We start from the raw sequence: 15,397 nt of genomic DNA, 5'->3' as shown, positions 1-15,397 counted from the left end.
TGCGCTAACGCGGCCCTCGGGTCCGGGATCATGCTCTAATGCAGCAGCGTCTTCGCCTTCGACCTGGTCAATCCTTCCGCAAAAGATACCGCCGTGTCCAGCCCCCTGCCGCTGCCAAGTGCCACGACCGCCGGCCGGCTGCGGGACAGCAGCGCATGCGCAGCGTTGCGGGTCGATTCAACGCTGACCGCATCGATTCTGGCGACCAGTTCTTCCACCGTCTGCGGCCGTCCATAGGCCAGCACGTGCCGCGCCAGCTGTTCGGCCCGGGAGGAGCAGCTTTCCAGCGCCATCAGAAGCCCCGCCTTCATCTGCGCCTTGGCGCGGGCGATCTCGGCTTCGGTCAGGGTTTCCACCGCATCATTGATGACGTCGACGATCACTTCCATCATTTCCGGCGCGTCGCCGGGGTCGGTGCCGGTATAGAGGCCGAAAAAGCCGGTGTCGGAATAGGGCGCGTGGAAGGTGTAGATCGAGTAGCACAGGCCGCGCTTTTCGCGCACTTCCTGGAACAGCCGCGACGACATTCCGCCGCCGAGCGTATTGGTGAACACCTGCAGCGAGAACAGCGATAGATCCGTCTGCGGCACGCCCTCGAGCGCCAGCGTCAGATGCGCCTGTTCGAGGTCGCGATGCACCACCCGCGAGCCGCCCTTGCCGAACATCGCAGGCACCGGCTTCGGCGCGGACGTGGCGTCGAAGCTGGCAAATTTTTGCGCCACTTCCTCCACCACGCGCTTGTGGTCGACCGCGCCCGCGGCCGCCACCACCATGTCGGGGCCGCGGTAGTGCGTCGAGAGATAGCCGCGCAGCATGTCGCGATCGAATTTCTTCAGGGTCTTGGCGGTGCCCAGCAGCGAACGGCCCATCGGCTGGTCCGGAAAGCAGAGTTCGTTGAGGTGCTCGAACACGACGTCGTCAGGGGTATCCTGCGCCGCGCCGATTTCCTGCACGATGACGCTCTTCTCGCGCTCGAGTTCATCGGGCACGAAGGATGGATTGGCGAGGATGTCGGAGAGCACGTCGAGCGCGAGCGGCACGTCGGCCTTCATCACCCGCGCATAATAGGCAGTGGTTTCGGTCGAAGTGCCGGCGTTGAGATCGCCGCCGACCGCCTCGATTTCTTCCACGATCTCCCGCGACGAGCGCCTGGTCGTGCCCTTGAAGGCCATGTGTTCCAGAAGGTGCGAGATGCCGTGCTCGTTCGGCTTCTCGTCACGGCCGCCGACGCCGGCCCAGACGCCGAGCGCCGCTGTTTCCAGATGCGGCATGGTGTCGGTAACGACGGTCAGGCCGGACGGCAGCTTGGTTACGTCAACGCTCATCCGGCAACTCCCTGCTTCGCGGCACGGCTCACCGAGCGCACGAATCGCTCCACTTCAGCTGAATCGTTTTTCATCACCGTGATGTGCTCGGATTTGGTCATGAGACCGTCGAGCCAGGCCGGCAATTGCGGCCGCACGCCGCAGGCGGCTTCCACCGCATCGGGAAACTTGGCCGGATGCGCGGTCGACAGCACGATGTTGGGTATCCCTGAATCCGAGGTGTCGCGGTCGGCCACCGCCAGCGCCACCGCGGTATGGGGATCGACGAGGTCGCCGGCCTCGCGCCAGGCGGCGCGGATCGCGGCCGCCGTCTCGGTCTCGTCGGCGCGGCCGGCATCGAACTCCTCGCGGATCGCGGCCAGCATGGCATCCGGCAGCACGAAACGTCCGGACTGTTTCAACGAGCCCATCAGCCGGCGAACGCTGTCGGCGTCGCGGCGGCTCGCCTCGAACAGCAGCCGCTCGAAATTCGAGGAGATCTGGATGTCCATCGAGGGCGAAGCCGAGGCGTGAACCTCGCGCACCTCATAGATGCCGGTCTTGAGCGTGCGCGGCAGGATGTCGTTGACGTTGGAGGCGATGCGCAGCCAGCGGACCGGCAGGCCCATCTTCTTGGCGACATAGCCTGCAAAGATGTCGCCGAAATTGCCGGTCGGCACGGTGAAATCCACTGTGCGTGCGGGCGCGCCGAGGGCGACAGCGGAAGTGAAATAATACACGACCTGGGCCACGATCCGCGCCCAGTTGATCGAGTTGACGCCGGACAGCGAGACCGCGTCGCGAAAGCCGTGATGGTTGAACATCGCCTTCAGGATCGCCTGGCAATCGTCAAAAGTGCCTTCGATGGCGAGCGCATGCACGTTGGACGCGCCCGTCGTCGTCATCATCCGCCGCTGCACATCGGAGATGCGCCCGTTCGGGAACAGCACGACCAGATCGACATTGTCGAGACCCGCAAACGCATCGACGGCGGCGCCGCCGGTATCGCCTGAAGTCGCGACCACGATGGTGGTGCGCTGGTTGCGCTTGGCCAGCACGTGATCCATCAGCCGCGAGATCAACTGCATCGCGACGTCCTTGAACGCCAACGTCGGGCCGTGGAACAGCTCCAGCACGAATTGATTGGGCCCGACCTGGTTCAGCGGCACGACGGCCGGATGGCGGAACGTGGCGTAGGCTTCATTCGCCATGCGCCCAAGGTCGGCGTCGGAGATTTCACCCGCGACAAACGGCCGGATCACGTCGACCGCGACTTCCCAGTAAGGCCGGCCGAAAAATCCTGCGATGGTCTCGTGCGAGAGCTGCGGCCAGACCTCGGGCACATAGAGGCCGCCGTCGCGGGCGAGCCCGGTCAGCATCACATCGCAGAAACCCAGGACGGGGGCCTCCCCCCGTGTCGAAATATAGCGCGTCAAACCACCCTCCAAAGGCGCAAGCCCTATGCCAAGCCTTTGATATTGATCATGAATTCATTTCGCTAAATGCGAAGCGATGGGCACCATAAAGCGTTTTGGGGCGAAGGGGAAATGGCATTGGGGTGAAAAAAGAGCGGGTGGCGAGTCGTTCCAGGGCATGGCAGTGCCCGCGCGCGTCCGGCTACTCATATCGAAGCGCATCAACCGGATCGAGCCGCGCCGCGCGCCACGATGGATAGAGTGTCGCGAGGAATGACAGCGTCAGCGCCATGATCACAACGGCGGCGGTCTCGCCAACATCGATCTCCGCCGGCAGCTTCGACAGAAAGTAGAGTTTTGGCGGAAACAATTCGGTATTGGTGAGCCAGGACAGGAATTGCCGGATCGATTCGATATTCAGGCAAATCAGCATGCCGACGAGAAAACCGGTCAGCGTGCCGGCAACGCCGATGGCGGCGCCCGCGATCAGGAACACCCGCATGATCGATCCTCGCGAGGCGCCCACGGTGCGCAGAATGGCGATATCGCTGCCCTTGTCCTTTACGAGCATGATCAGGCCCGAAACGATGTTCAGCGCGGCGACCAGCACGATCAAGGTCAGGATCAGAAACATGACGTTGCGCTCGACCTGAAGTGCCGCGAAAAAGGCCGAGGTACGCCGTCGCCAGTCGACAAGAAACACCGGCCGCCCGGCGGCGTCGGCCACCGGCCGTCGGAAGCCGTCGACCTTGTCGGGGCTGGCTTCGATGAAAATTTCGATCGCGCTGACGTCATCGGCGCGATTGAAATAGGCCTGCGCCTCGGCAAGCGGCAGAAAGACCATCACGGAATCATATTCCGACATGTCGATGCTGAACACCGCCGCGACCTTGTAAGGCTTGATACGAGGCGCAATGGCCTTCGACGTCACGGCTCCGCCGGGTGCTACCAGGGTGATGTTGTCGCCGGCGCGCAGCGACAATTGATCGGCAAGCCTGCTTCCGATGGCGACCCCTTGTCCCTGCTCAAATGCGTCCAGCGAGCCCTGCTGGATGTTGCCGGCGATCGAGGCGAGCTTGTTGAGATCATCAGGGCGAATACCGCGAACGAGTACGCCAGAGGCATTGTGCGCCGAGGACGCCAGCGCCGGACCGTCCACCACCGGAGCGGCAAGCCGAATGCCTGGAACCTGGCTGATGCGCTCAGTGACGTCCTGCCAATCCGTCAGCGGCTGTTCGATTGGCTGCACCACGAGATGACCGTTCATGCCGACGATCTTGTCGATCAGTTCCTTGCGAAAGCCGTTCATGACGGCCATCACGATAATCAGCGTCGCAACGCCGAGCATGATGCCGAGGAACGAGAAACCGGCAATAACGGAAATGAAGCCTTCCTTGCGACGCGCCCGCAAGTAGCGCCCGGACACCAGCCATTCGAACGCCGCGAACGGCAGGGGGCGCGGGGATTTTTCCATGGCCCCACTCTAGCGCGTTTTTGGTACGATTCGAGCGCTCGCTTCGATGAACAATCTTCATCCACTGCCATATTCCCGTCATGCCTGATCGGGCGGCACGAGCATGCGGGCGTGGAAATGAAGCCGGTGACGAGAATGATCGACCGCGCTACGGCCGGCATGAAGCACGACGTCGATGGCGACGTCCGCTTACGGTCGACCGAGATGCTTCTCTAAACATAGACGCTTTCGCTTTCCCGAGATAGGTTGTGACACACCGAGTAACTCGGAGATTCCGGTATGGCTGCGATCAGTAAGTTACGAGAACGTTTTCGCGACGTTGTCTCAAGCGAGGCGGAGATCCGAGCAGTCGTTGGGGACCCTCCCCGCCACTCGGTAGCGAAGGTCGTCACGTCCATCGACCCCATTGCACGCACATTCATCGAGCACGCGCCGTTCGCCTTCATTGCCTCGGCAGGTGAGGCCGGTCTGTTGGACATCTCGCCGAAGGGGGATTCTGCTGGTTTCGTGAAGGTCCTGGACGAGCAAACCCTTGCAGTTCCGGACCGGCTTGGCAATCGCCGCATTGAGACCTTTCGCAACGTGCTGCGCAATCCGAATGTCGGAATGATCTTCCTCATCCCGGGTGTAACCCACACGCTTCGGCTTAGCGGGAAGGCAATCATCGTAAGAGATGATGCTCTCCGACATACGATGTCGGTTAATGGCAAGGCTCCTAATCACGTCCTGGTGGTAGCTGTTGAAAAAGTCTACGCACACTGTCCGAAGTGCATGATCCGATCCGGTCTCTGGCAGCCTCATACGTGGGGCGAATCGTCAGCCGTACCCACTTTCGCGGAAACGCTGGTCGCTCACGCCAAGACGCAAGAAAGCGTCGAGCAGATGCAGGTCATCATCGAGAAAGGCAACAAGGAACGGCTGTATTGAGGACAGATCGTCGCCCGGTGGAGCATTGCACATCAACGTGCCGCCGGCGTTGCTTGCCCGCGCTGACGGCGTAATCGAATAGCTCTACTTTTGGCTGCGGTGCATGAGTGCGGAATTGGCACATCGCGTCATTTCGGTGCGATGCGAAATTTGATCGCGACGTGGCATAGCGGACATCCCAACAAGCCGCACCGATCAAACCCTCAAGACAACCGCGCTCCATCAAGCCCGGTATTGCTCGTCGCGGACCTTTTCCATCCAGTCGACGGCCTTGCCGTCGAGCCGCTCCTGAATGGCGATATGTGTTATGGCCGTCGTCGGCGTCGCGCCATGCCAGTGCTTTTCGCCGGGCGGAAACCAGATGACGTCGCCCGGGTGAATTTCCTCGACGCGCCCGCCCCAGACCTGCACCCAGCCGCGGCCGGATGTGACGATCAGGGTCTGGCCCAGGGGATGGGTATGCCATGCCGTCCGCGCGCCGGGCTCGAAGGTGACGCTGGCGCCGGCGACGCGCGCCGGATCGGGCGCTTGCATGAGTGGATCGACACGCACGCTGCCCGTGAAGTATTCCGCGGGCCCTTTGCCTGACGGCCGTGAACCGCTTCGCTTGATTTCCATCGTTCCATTCCTTGCCTGCGCCGGGACAGCCGGCGTGGTGCCTGCCGCCAGCACCGCGAGACCGGAGGTGGCGAGCAGGCGTCGTCGCGTGATCATGATGCTTTCTCTAGAGGCGCTTGCGTCGAGCTTCGGGATACGCGCGGCCGCGCGCGTTTCAGCGCTCAACCCACGTCCGGCATTTGTTCCAGGAGCTTGTCGAGCGTGATCGGATAATCGCGGACGCGCACGCCCGTCGCGTTGTAAACCGCGTTGGCAACGGCTGCCGCCACGCCGCAGATGCCGAGCTCCGCGACGCCCTTGGCCTTCATCGGCGACGACATCGGATCGGTCTCGTCGAGGAAGAACATGTCCTGATGCGGGATGTCGGCATGAACAGGCACTTCGTAGCCCGCGAGATCGTGGTTGACGAAGAAGCCGGCACGCTTGTCGACCACGAGTTCTTCCATCAGTGCTGCGCCGACGCCCATGGTCATCGCCCCGATCACCTGGCTGCGGGCCGTCTTCGGATTGAGGATGCGTCCGGCGGCGCACACCGCGAGCATCCGCCGCACGCGGATCTCGGCGGTCGCGGCATCGACGCCGACTTCAACGAAATGCGCGCCGAAAGTCGATTGCTGGTACTTCTTGGCGATATCGCCGTACTCGATTTCGTCTTCGGCCGTGATGCCGCCATCGGCCGCGGCCTGCGCCAGCGGCACGCTGCGATTGCCCGCGCGCACCTCGCCATCGGCGAATTCCGCCTCGGCGGAGTTGAAGCCGAGTTTCTGCGCGACCGCCTCGCGCAGCTTGACACAGGCGGCATAGACGCCGGCGGTGGAGTTGTTGCCGCCCCATTGCCCGCCGGAGCCGGCCGACACCGGGAAGACCGAGTCGCCGAGGCGTACCTTCACCTTCTCGAGCGGCACGCCCATCATCTCGGCCGCGGTCTGCGCGATGATGGTGTAGCTGCCGGTGCCGATGTCGGTCATGTCGGTCTCGACGGTGACGACACCTTTGTTGTCGAGCCGGACACGCGCCGCTGATTTCGTCAGCAGATTGTTGCGAAACGCCGCGGCGGCGCCGATGCCGACCAGCCAGCGTCCATCGCGGATCCTGCCCGGCTGCGGGTTACGCTTGCTCCAGCCGAAGCGCTCGGCGCCGGTACGCAGGCACTCGACGAGCTGACGCTGCGAGAACGGCCGCTCCGGCTTTTCCGGATCGACCTGGGTATCGTTGACGATCCGAAACTCGATCGGATCCATGCCGAGCTTCTCGGCCATTTCGTCGACGGCGATTTCCAGCGCCATCATGCCCGTCGCCTCGCCCGGCGCGCGCATGGCATTGCCTTCGGCCAGATCGAGTGTCGCGAGCCGCGTGGCGGTCATGCGGTGTGCGCCGGCATAGAGCAGCCGCGTCTGGCTGACCGCGCCATCCGCCTTGCCGCCCGGCAGGTCGCCCGACCAGCTTTCATGACCGATCGCCGTGATCTTGCCGTCCCGCGTCGCGCCGATGCGGATGCGCTGGATTGTTGCGGGCCGATGCGTGGTGTTGTTGAACATCAGGGGACGCTGCAGCGCCACCTTCACCGGCCGCTTGGCGGCACGCGCGCCCAGCGCGGCCAGCAGCGCATCGGCGCGCGGGAACAGCTTGCCGCCAAAACCGCCGCCGATGAATGGCGAGTCGAGGCGAACCTTCTCCGCCTGCATGCCCAGGATCTTGGCCATCTCGGCCTTGTTCCAGGCGATCATCTGGTTGGAGGTCCATAGCGTGAGCTTGTCGCCCTCCCATGCGGCGATCGTCGCGTGCGGCTCCATCATCGCGTGCGCTTCATCGGGCGTTGAGTAGCGCGCATCGAGCCGGACCGGCGCAGCCGCAAACGCAGCGGCGAAGTCGCCGACCGCCGTATCGCCGGGACCGTTCGTGATAGGATTTGGCTTCGCCTTGTCCAGCAACGAAGCGAGATCGAACGCGCCCTGCTCCCTGACGTAATCGACGCGGATGAGCTGCGCCGCGGCGCGTGCCTGCTCAAAGGTCTCCGCCACGACCACGGCGATGGCCTGGTGATAGTGCTGGATCTCGGGGCCGCCGAGCAGTTTTGCGGTGTTGAGCCTGCCCTTGTCGAGCTTGCCGGCATTGTCGGCCGTGACGATCGCGAGCACGCCGGGCGCGGCCTTGGCCTTGCCGAGGTCGATGCCGGCGATCCGTCCTTTCGCGATCGCCGAACCGACCACGTAGCCATAGGCAGGGTTCGAAACGACGTCGTGGCGCTCGTAGGCATAGGGCGCCGTGCCGGTGGTCTTGAGCGGACCATCGATGCGGCTGAAGGCTTGGCCGACAACCTTCATCTGGTCGATCGGATTGGTCGTCGCGGGGGTATCGAATTTCATGAGGTCAGCCCTTCGCTTCGGTAAGCACCGCGCCGAGCGTGCGCTCGGCCAGCGACAGCTTGAATGCGTTCTCGCGCGTCGGCTTCGCATCGGCGAACAATTGCGCGGCGACGGCCCTGGCGCCGCGCGGCATCTGGGCCTCCGCCGCCTCGATGCGCCACGGCTTGTGCGCGACGCCGCCAAGCGCAATGCGCCCGGTGCCGTCGCGCTGCACGATCGCGGCGACCGAGACCAGCGCGAAGGCGTAAGAGGCGCGATCGCGCACCTTGCGATAGACCTGCCTGCCGCCGACGGGTTTTGGCAGCGTCACGGTGGTAATCAGTTCGCCCGGCTGCAGTGTGGTTTCGATATGCGGCGTGTCGCCGGGCAGGCGGTGGAATTCGGCGATCGGGATCGTTCGCGTCGCGCCGTCCGGCCGCACGGTTTCGATCGTCGCATCGAGCGCGCGCATGGCCACCGCCATGTCGCTCGGATGGGTGGCGATGCAGGCTTCGCTGGCGCCCACCACGGCATGCTGGCGGCTGAACCCGCCGATCGCCGCGCAGCCGCTGCCGGGCCGGCGCTTGTTGCAGGGCTGGTTGGTGTCATAGAAATAAGGACAGCGCGTCCGCTGCAGCAGATTGCCCGCGGTCGTCGCCCTGTTGCGCAACTGGCCGGAGGCGCCCGCGAGCAGCGCGCGCGACAGCACGGCATAGTCGCGCCGCACGCGGCTATCAGCAGCGAGATCGGTGTTGCGCACCAGCGCGCCGATCCGCAATCCGCCATCGGATGTCGGCTCGATCTTGTCGAGCGCAAGGCCGTTGACGTCGATCAGATGCGCCGGCGTCTCGATCTCGAGTTTCATCAGGTCGAGCAGATTGGTGCCGCCGGCAATGAATTTGGCGTCCGGTTGGCGCATAGCGGAGGCTGCAGCCTCAGCGGGGTTGCGGGCGCGCTCGTAGGTGAATGATCTCATGCGGGCCTCCCGGCCACTTCTGATATCGCCTCGGCGATGTTGGAATAGGCGCCGCAGCGGCAGATGTTGCCGCTCATGCGCTCGCGGAGTTCGGCATTGGTCGGTTGTGCCGGCGCGTTCAGGTCGGCGCTGACATGGCTCGGAATGCCGGCCTTGATCTCGTCGAGCACGGCGACCGCCGAACAGATCTGCCCGGGCGTGCAATAGCCGCATTGATAGCCGTCATGTTTTACGAATGCGGCCTGCATCGGGTGCAGGTTTTCAGGCGTACCCAGCCCCTCGATTGTCTTGATCTCGTCGCCCTCATGCATGACCGCGAGCGTCAGGCAGGAATTGATCCGCCGTCCGCCAACGATGACCGTGCAGGCGCCACACTGGCCGTGATCGCAGCCCTTCTTGGTCCCGGTGAGATGCAAATGTTCGCGCAGCGCATCGAGCAGCGTGGTTCGCGTGTCGAGCGCGATTTCGCGCGGCCTGCCATTCACACTGAAGGAAACTTTCGACATCGAAACAGCCTCGGCGGCGGCCCGCGCAGGAGCCGCAGGTGTTTGCGCCTTGGCCATCGGGGACGCCGCGCTAAAAGCCACCGATGCGGCGGTTCCCAGCAACAGTTTCCGCCGCGATAGATCGAAGTCGCTCGGACCTTGCATGTCGTGTTCCCATTCTGCTGTCGTTTTCTGCTCGTTCGGACGATGTGCGGCGCGACCGGCGTCCGCCTCAAGCATCCGTAACGGCGCCGCGTTTTGGCTGTTCCTCGCCGGCGTTCACGTTTGAAAGAGCTGTCGTGGAGGACCGCACTCGCCGGCCTTTAACAAGCTAACGGCTGCACAGGGTTTCGATTAGATGGTACAATCAGCTCATACTTATGAAATGGATTCATGAATGGCGCGGCAGAACATCAACGATCTCCTGGCCTTCCTGGTGGTTGCGCGGGAGCGAAGCTTCACCCGGGCGGCGGCGCAGCTCGATGTTTCGCAGTCCGCGCTCTCTCATACGATCCGCGGGCTGGAGGAGCGGCTCGGCCTGCGGTTGTTGACCCGCACCACCCGCAGCGTCGCACCAACGGAGGCCGGCGAGCGGCTGCTGCGGACGGTGGCGCCGAAGCTGGAAGAGATCGACGCCGAGCTTTCCGCGCTGACCGAGCTTCGCGACAAGCCGGCCGGCACCATCCGCATCACCGCCGCCGAACATTCGGCCGTCACGATCCTCTCGCCTGCTTTGGCAAAACTGCTGCCGCGATATCCCGACATCAAGGTGGAGGTGAACGTCGACTACGGTTTCACCGACATCGTCGCGGAGCGTTACGACGCCGGTGTTCGCCTCGGCGAGCAGGTGGCAAAGGACATGATCGCGGTGCGCATCGGGCCGGATTTCCGCATGGCGGTGGTCGGCACATCAGGCTATTTCGCTCTTCACCCCAAGCCCGCCAGGCCGCAGGACCTCGTGGCCCATAGCTGCATCAATATCCGATTGCCGACCTATGGCGGGATCTACGCCTGGGAGTTCGAGAAGCGCGGACGCGCCCTGAAGGTCCGGGTCGACGGCCAGCTGGTGTTCAACAACATGACGCTGCGGATGAACGCGGTGCTGGCCGGGCTCGGCCTCGCCTATCTGCCGGAGGATCAGGTGCAGGCGCACCTTGCCGACGGCCGCCTGATCCGCGTGCTGGCCGACTGGTGCGCGCCGTTTCCAGGCTATCATCTCTATTACCCGAGCCGCCGCCAGCTCACCCCGGCCTTTGCCGTGCTGGTCGCGGCGCTGCGTTACCGGGGCTGACACCATCTTCCCTTTTTTCCCGACGATAAGCTCGGCTCTCCGGCCGCCGACGGCATACGCCTAGCCGGTCGGGGACCCGTCCAGTCTCTTGAGATATTTGAGACCCTCGACCGCCAAAAACTCCGTCTCGTTGTCGCCCGCCTCCCAGCGCTTGCGAATAAAATGCCTCAATTTGCCTCGCCGCGCGTCATTCTCATCGATGCCGCGGTTGATCAGGAGGTAGACACCCCACGCCCGTGCGCAGGCGATCTCCACGATATCCGGGTCAGCCATTCACCACTCCTGCACCGCTCCTGCCATCGACCAGCGAGGCGCATGCTGCCAAGTTTTCCCGCCAATTGCCATAACAATGCCTGAGAACGGAAGGACACTGGATGAGACGTGTCGGCCTGATTGGTCTTGCGCTGCTGGCAATGACCGTATCCGCTTCCGCCCGGCTGGGCATCGCCCCCTCGGCCACGCAGGACGGCGGAGTGATTGAGGTCAAGCATGGGCGCGGCCACGGACACATGCACCGGGGACGCGGACACCATTACGGGTGGCACAGGGGCCGCGGTCATCACAAGCATCGCCATTACCGCTAAGCCTTCGCTGGATTCGCCTTCGTCCATCCCATTGCCCGGGCAAACGCGAAGTGCAGCGACGCGAACGGGTCGCGCCCACGTGGCGCGGCCGGTTCAGCGGTCACCGAACGGCAGACAGCGCTCAGCCGAGCCCCATCTCCACCGCGATCCGGATCAGGTCCGAATGATTCTTGGCGCCGAGCTTCTGCTTGAGCAGCGAGGTGGTGTTGGCCACCGTCTTGTAGGAAATCTCCAGCGCGTCGGCGACTTCGACGATCTTGTCGCCGCGGCCGAGCAGCCGCAGGATTTCCAGTTCGCGCGCGGTCATTTGCGACGCCGGATTGGCCTTGATCGAAGCGCCAGAAAACGTCACCGCTTCCGCCAGTTGTGGTGAAATGAAATTGTCTCCCGCGGCCACCTTGCGGACGGCCCTCACCAGCATCCGGGGGTCGTCACCCTTCGAGACATAGCCCTGCGCGCCCATCTCGATGGCGCGAACCACAAACGCCGGATCGTCGTTCATGCTGAACATGATGATCCGCGCGTCCGGATCGTCCTTGCGGATGCGGCGCATCAGTTCGAAACCCGACACATCCGGAAGCTTGATATCGATCACGGTGACGTCAGGCCGCTTCGCCATGTAGGCGCGATGCCCGGACTTGGCGTCGGTGGCCTCGTCGATCTTCACGGAATTGTCAGACGCAAACAGCAACCGGCAACCCGACAGGACCACCGGGTGGTCGTCGACGATCAGGACCTTCGTTGCCGATCTGGTAGAATTCTGCATCATCTATCCCCTTTAAGATTAAATAGGCGGTTGGCGATATTTGAAAAGAGAAATCTTGGGTTGCGGGAGTTATATTAGTCGAAATGTGGAACAGGCTTTCTCTTCGAACGCGGTTGTTGCTGCTGCTCGGCCTGATGTTCGTGGCCGCTCTGTTGGCCGGGGGCGTTTCGCTCCGGATCTTCGCCACGGCGCAACTTATGGAGGAAACCGAACCGGCTGCTCGCTCGGCCAGGGCGGTCGCGGCTGCGCTCAACGACGCGCTTCGGACCTCCAGCAATCCGCAAGCGACGCTCGAAGCGTTCGTGCAACCGCTGGGTGCCTCCGCAACAATCCGGTTTCGGCGCCTCGGGACTGACCTCGATGTTAATGCTGCCGAGGTGCAGACCCCCTTGGGGACGGTGCCTGACTGGTTCGTCCGCCTCCTCGCCCTACCCGAATTCAAAGCCACCTTCCCGGTGACGATCGAGGGAAGGCAGGTCGGCGACATCGTATTTGTGCCCGACATGACCGCCGACATCTACGAGAAGTGGATCGGATTTCTGGCGATCGTCTGCTCCGGAATTACTTTGATGCTGTTGACGTGGGCCATTGCCCATTTCGCCGCGCGTTCCGCATTGCGACCGCTGCAAAGTCTGGGCGACGGCCTGACCCGAATGCGATCGGGCGATTACGAGCAGCCGATTGCTCCCGCCGGCCCGCCCGAGATCCGCAAGAGCGCGCAGGAAGCCAACGAACTCGCCCGCACCCTCAATCGCCTCAGCCAGGATAACCGCAGCCTGCTGCGCCGGATCGTGTCGCTGCAGGACGATGAGCGGCAGGATATGGCGCGCGAGCTTCATGACGAACTCGGGCCGCTGTTGTTCGGGATCCGCGCCAACACGGTGGCGCTTTTGGAATCCATCCCGTCCGGCCAGGCGAAGTTGAGGCGCGCCGCCGAGGGCATTGTGCAGTCGGTCGAAACATTGCAGCAGGCGAACCGCCGCATCCTCGACCGGCTGCGGCCGCTCTACATCCAGGAGCTCGGCCTGGAGAGGAGCATCCAGACGCTGCTGCAGAACGTGAAGGCACAGGCGCCGGATCTCAAAGTGACGTCGCAGATCGACACGACGCTGAACGAGGTCGACGGCTTGCTATCACAGACAATCTATCGCGTGATCCAGGAGGCGGTGACAAACGTGCTTCGTCATGCCAGGGCGAACGCGATGCATGTCGCGGCTGACATCCACGACCGCGAGGTGATCGTGGAAGTATCCGACGACGGCATCGGCTTTCCGGCGGACCGGATGTTCGGCCGGGGATTGACGGGAATGCTGGAGCGCGTTCGGGCGCTGAGCGGGACGCTTGAACTGCTGCGCGAAGAGGGACGCACCTGCGTGCGTTGCCGGCTTCCGGCAGGAGATTCCGCCGCCCATGCGCGAGGCGAGAAACAGGCTAACGGTCAGCCAACCTGATCGGCAACGCTGGCAACTTCCTGATGCAACGCCTGTCCCGTGGGAGCGCAAGCGGCCCGCTGGATCTTGGCGTCGCGCGAAAAGGTGAACGCGATACGGACCGGCTCGCCTTCATGGCTCAGATAATCGAGCACGACGCCCTCGGCGGTCGGCGTGATTTCCTCCAGCCCGAATGCGGTGGGTGCGAGCGCATCGAGGCGCGGCCGCCAATAGGATTCGAGTTCGGCGCGGCCTTCGCTGACCTTGCCCCCGCCGCACTGGCATTCGAGCCTCGCGTCGTCGGCATAGAGGTCAAGCAACGCCGCCAGGTCGCGCTTCCGGCACGCATCGAGCCAGTCGACCACCAGAGCTATCTGATCGAAATCATCCGCCAAATCCGCGATCCCATCCACGTCGCTATTCCTGGTCCCAAGTGCTGACGCGGGTGATGGAGTATGGCGATCGTCGTGAATGGACATTGAACGGCCTCTTGTCGTGTACGCACCGTGGAACTCAAACGATTGTGAGGAACAAACGTTCCGACAAGCTAGTCCGGTTGAATACGGGGAGGAACTCAGGCGCGGCGCTGGGCGCGCCACCAGACGCCGAAGGCGATGATGACTGCAAACGCCAGTGTGAACCAGGTGATGGCGTATTGCAGGTGATCGTCCTTGAGACGCACGGAGAGCGGGCCGGGTTTTGGAATGCCGCTCTCGGGCACGGGCGTTTCCAGATCGACATAAAACGGCGCGACGGCCTTGCCGCCCTCCACCCAGCCCAGCACGCGGGACATAGCGAGATGATCGCGGGTGAACCAGAGCCGTTTTGCCACGCTCTCCGGCGGCGTCAGCGCGCCGGCGCTTTCGGGAAAACGGATGTAGCCGCTGAGCTGCACCGGGTCACCGGTGATGAGCCGTCTCACGGCGCGATCCTGCTGGGCGCGGTCCTGCATCGTGTTCTGCACGAAGCCGGTGTTGACCACGATGGTGTTGCCACCGGCGAGCTGCGCCGGCAGGAAGGCCCAGGTGCCGGGGCCGGAGACGTCGTCACGGACCGCGGATCCCGCGCTGTAGACCATCGCGTCCGGCAACGGCGCGTAGGTGGCGGTGAAGCTGACACGGCGGAATTCGTCTTTGGCCGGCGTCAGCGCATTCCATTGCGACGACGCCGGCAGCGCCTCGGGCGCGGCGGCGAGCCGCTCGTTCAGCAAGGCGATCAGCGCGTGCTTTTCGACCCGGCGCTGCAATTGCCAAATCCCGAGGCCCGTAAAGGCCATCACCATCAGCAGCGTGAAGATGGCAAAACCGGTAACCGCCGGCCGCCGCGACGAGGGCCCGGTCATTTCGGCTCGCGGTCGATCAGCCGGCCGGGCGCCGCCTTGTGATGGAACTGCAGCGCGATCAACAACGACTTCATCGAGCGCAGCGGCAACAGCGTGGTAGCTATGATCAGCGGCAGCCACAGCGCCGCATGCAGCCAGAACGGCGGCTGATACTTGACTTCGACAATCAGGGCCGCGGTGACGACGATGGCGCCCGCCAGCATGATGATGAAGATCGCAGGCCCATCGCCGGCATCGATGAAGGCGTAGTCGAGCCCGCACGCTTCGCAATTCGGGCGCAGGTCGAGGAAGCCCGCATAGAGCTTGCCCTTGCCGCAACGCGGGCAGCGGCAGGCGATGCCGCGGAGTACGCTCTGGGTGACGGTGATTGCCGCGTTATCTGTCATGGCTTCACTTTGCAAAGAAAAAGGGGGCGGTCCTTCCGACCGCCCCCCTTGTAG

15 protein-coding genes are annotated in these 15,397 nt (G+C 63.7%); 3 read left to right on the top strand and 12 right to left on the bottom strand.

Annotated features, from left to right (window positions below; translation table 11 throughout):
- Positions 1-35 precede the first annotated feature (35 nt).
- The 3 genes from V1286_RS38515 to V1286_RS38505 all read right to left on the bottom strand — a co-directional run bounded on the left by V1286_RS38515 (position 36) and on the right by V1286_RS38505 (position 4,193).
- On the bottom strand, positions 36-1,325 hold the full coding sequence (locus V1286_RS38515) for a M16 family metallopeptidase (protein ID WP_334489355.1): 1,290 nt from the start codon (positions 1,323-1,325) through the stop codon (positions 36-38).
- Positions 1,322-2,740: a threonine synthase gene (gene thrC / locus V1286_RS38510; protein ID WP_334489354.1), complete on the bottom strand. Its 1,419-nt coding sequence runs from the start codon at positions 2,738-2,740 to the stop codon at positions 1,322-1,324. Before thrC ends, V1286_RS38515 begins: the two co-directional genes overlap by 4 nt.
- A 181-nt stretch (positions 2,741-2,921) precedes the next feature.
- A complete protein-coding gene (locus V1286_RS38505; protein WP_334489352.1) occupies positions 2,922-4,193 on the bottom strand; it encodes a lipoprotein-releasing ABC transporter permease subunit in 1,272 nt (423 codons plus the stop codon).
- 279 nt (positions 4,194-4,472) lie between these two features.
- Between V1286_RS38505 and V1286_RS38500 the strand changes: the two genes are divergently transcribed.
- Positions 4,473-5,120, top strand: a complete 648-nt coding sequence (locus V1286_RS38500) for an MSMEG_1061 family FMN-dependent PPOX-type flavoprotein (RefSeq protein ID WP_334489349.1) — start codon at positions 4,473-4,475, stop codon at positions 5,118-5,120.
- A 222-nt stretch (positions 5,121-5,342) separates the two neighbouring features.
- On the opposite strand, the gene V1286_RS38495 is transcribed toward V1286_RS38500, so the two are convergent.
- From V1286_RS38495 to paoA, 4 genes are all read right to left on the bottom strand, one after another.
- Positions 5,343-5,738 carry a (R)-mandelonitrile lyase gene (locus V1286_RS38495; protein WP_334490227.1) on the bottom strand — a complete coding sequence of 132 codons (396 nt, stop codon included), beginning with the start codon at positions 5,736-5,738 and terminating at the stop codon, positions 5,343-5,345.
- A gap of 161 nt (positions 5,739-5,899) precedes the next feature.
- Positions 5,900-8,104: an aldehyde oxidoreductase molybdenum-binding subunit PaoC gene (gene paoC / locus V1286_RS38490; protein ID WP_334489347.1), complete on the bottom strand. Its 2,205-nt coding sequence runs from the start codon at positions 8,102-8,104 to the stop codon at positions 5,900-5,902.
- A 4-nt stretch (positions 8,105-8,108) separates the two neighbouring features.
- Positions 8,109-9,059, bottom strand: coding sequence for an FAD binding domain-containing protein (locus V1286_RS38485; protein WP_334489344.1), 951 nt, complete (start codon positions 9,057-9,059; stop codon positions 8,109-8,111).
- Positions 9,056-9,709, bottom strand: coding sequence for an aldehyde dehydrogenase iron-sulfur subunit PaoA (gene paoA / locus V1286_RS38480; protein WP_334489342.1), 654 nt, complete (start codon positions 9,707-9,709; stop codon positions 9,056-9,058). Before paoA ends, V1286_RS38485 begins: the two co-directional genes overlap by 4 nt.
- Positions 9,710-9,941: 232 nt before the next feature.
- Between paoA and V1286_RS38475 the strand changes: the two genes are divergently transcribed.
- Complete coding sequence (locus tag V1286_RS38475) at positions 9,942-10,835, top strand: LysR family transcriptional regulator (protein ID WP_334489341.1); 894 nt, start codon at positions 9,942-9,944, stop codon at positions 10,833-10,835.
- Between the two features lie 60 nt (positions 10,836-10,895).
- On the opposite strand, the gene V1286_RS38470 is transcribed toward V1286_RS38475, so the two are convergent.
- Together V1286_RS38470 and V1286_RS38465 are read right to left on the bottom strand one after the other, a co-directional pair.
- Positions 10,896-11,108: a hypothetical protein gene (locus tag V1286_RS38470; RefSeq protein ID WP_334489340.1), complete on the bottom strand. Its 213-nt coding sequence runs from the start codon at positions 11,106-11,108 to the stop codon at positions 10,896-10,898.
- A gap of 432 nt (positions 11,109-11,540) precedes the next feature.
- Positions 11,541-12,185 carry a response regulator transcription factor gene (locus tag V1286_RS38465; RefSeq protein ID WP_334489339.1) on the bottom strand — a complete coding sequence of 215 codons (645 nt, stop codon included), beginning with the start codon at positions 12,183-12,185 and terminating at the stop codon, positions 11,541-11,543.
- Positions 12,186-12,298: 113 nt separating this feature from the next.
- Here V1286_RS38465 and V1286_RS38460 point away from each other — a divergent pair, with 113 nt between their 5' ends.
- Positions 12,299-13,636, top strand: coding sequence for a histidine kinase (locus tag V1286_RS38460; RefSeq protein ID WP_334489338.1), 1,338 nt, complete (start codon positions 12,299-12,301; stop codon positions 13,634-13,636).
- Here the strand turns inward: V1286_RS38460 and V1286_RS38455 are convergent.
- From V1286_RS38455 to V1286_RS38445, 3 genes are all read right to left on the bottom strand, one after another.
- Positions 13,624-14,028, bottom strand: coding sequence for a nuclear transport factor 2 family protein (locus tag V1286_RS38455; protein WP_334489336.1), 405 nt, complete (start codon positions 14,026-14,028; stop codon positions 13,624-13,626). The two genes, V1286_RS38460 and V1286_RS38455, sit on opposite strands and share 13 nt — an antisense overlap.
- Before the next feature lie 161 nt (positions 14,029-14,189).
- Complete coding sequence (locus tag V1286_RS38450; protein WP_334489334.1) at positions 14,190-14,957, bottom strand: SURF1 family protein; 768 nt, start codon at positions 14,955-14,957, stop codon at positions 14,190-14,192.
- Positions 14,954-15,343 (bottom strand): DUF983 domain-containing protein, encoded by a 390-nt coding sequence (locus V1286_RS38445; RefSeq protein ID WP_334489332.1) that lies wholly within the window; start codon positions 15,341-15,343, stop codon positions 14,954-14,956. The genes V1286_RS38450 and V1286_RS38445 overlap by 4 nt, the downstream gene beginning before the upstream one ends.
- Between the last annotated feature and the right edge of the window lie 54 nt (positions 15,344-15,397).

Origin of the sequence: Bradyrhizobium algeriense (assembly GCF_036924595.1) — a bacterium.
In the GTDB taxonomy this organism is placed as follows: Bacteria; Pseudomonadota; Alphaproteobacteria; order Rhizobiales; family Xanthobacteraceae; genus Bradyrhizobium; species Bradyrhizobium algeriense.
The sequence above is the reverse complement of the archived record's forward strand: the minus strand, read 5'-3'. Positions and strand labels throughout refer to the sequence as shown.